The organism is Campylobacter sp. BCW_4323 (assembly GCF_001763115.1).
GTDB lineage: Bacteria > Campylobacterota > Campylobacteria > Campylobacterales > Campylobacteraceae > Campylobacter_D > Campylobacter_D jejuni.
In genome coordinates, this window is record NZ_MJYC01000059.1 from 1 (window position 1) to 1,239 (window position 1,239).

A 1,239-nucleotide genomic window follows, 5' to 3' on the forward strand; every position below is an offset into this window, starting at 1 on the left:
AAGGAAGGAGAAAAATATTTGAGTAAAAATATTATTACAAGTAAGGTGTTTACGGGGGGGGGGGATATGACTTCCAAAGAGCCCTATTTAAATTCTAAAAAGATAGTTTTATCTTTAGCTACTATTTCTTTCTTAGCGAGTTGTGCTAATGCTACATTAAATTCTGAAATAAAAACTTATGATGAAGTTCATAAAAATACTAAAGCTAGATCAGCAATAAGTATGTATAGTCCTGAAGCTAGAATTGATACGACTGTAAGCAATTCGCAAACTAACACAATAGAAGTTAATGGAAATGGTCCTCATTCTATAACAATTGAAAAAACCGGAACTTTAACTGGTAATGACAAAGTCATTTATGTCCATGCTAGCAACAGTGATACTCTTACTCTTACTAATCTTACCAATCATGGAACCATTAATGGTAAAGTAAGCGTAGAGAATTATCGACAACAATTTAAAGGAACCATCACTGTCAATACTTTTGAAAATACAGGTCAAATCAATGGAAATGTCTATATGGGAATTTGGGGAGGTCAGGGAACTCTCACTGTGGATCAGTTTAATAACAGTGGAACTATAGCTTCAAGCGATAAAGGAGTTTTTTTCCAAGGTCTTGCCGATAATAAATCCACGATTAATAATTTTAACAATACTGGAGTTATAAGTTCAACAAATAAAGAAGCTGTCCAGTTTACTCATACTAATGTACAAACTCTTAAAAATAGCGGCACTATTCAAAGTAGTAGTCAAGAGGCAAACAATTGGGTAAATCATGGAATGTATATTAGTGACTCTACAATCCAAACATTTATCAATAGCGGAACTGTAAAAGGTGATGGAAAAACAGATCCAGGAGGGGTTAACGGGGCTTCTTATGCAAGCGTCGGAGTAAATCTTCAAGCTTCTACTATAACAAATTTTGATAACTCAGGTATTCTTTCAGGAAGAGTAGGTATAAATATATCAAGCACTACTATAGATAATTTTAAAAACAGTGGTACTATAGAAGGAACATCTGGAGCCAAACAATTATCAGGAGCAATATTCATTCAAAGTTGGCTTCAAACAAGCTCCACTATTAAAAATTTTGAAAACACAGGCCTAATCAAAAATCAAAACGGCAATGCTATCTTCATAGGTGATGGCAACAAGATAGAAACCCTTAAAAATAGTGGAACTATAGAAGCAGGCAACAATGGTATAACTTTTTATGCATTTGATACAAATAAAAAGCCC

General features: G+C 33.7%; 1 pseudogene. It reads left to right on the forward strand.

The window, feature by feature from the left end:
• Positions 1–18: 18 nt before the first annotated feature.
• Positions 19–1,239 (forward strand): annotated as a pseudogene (locus AJN60_RS09750) (hypothetical protein); the annotation flags it as partial.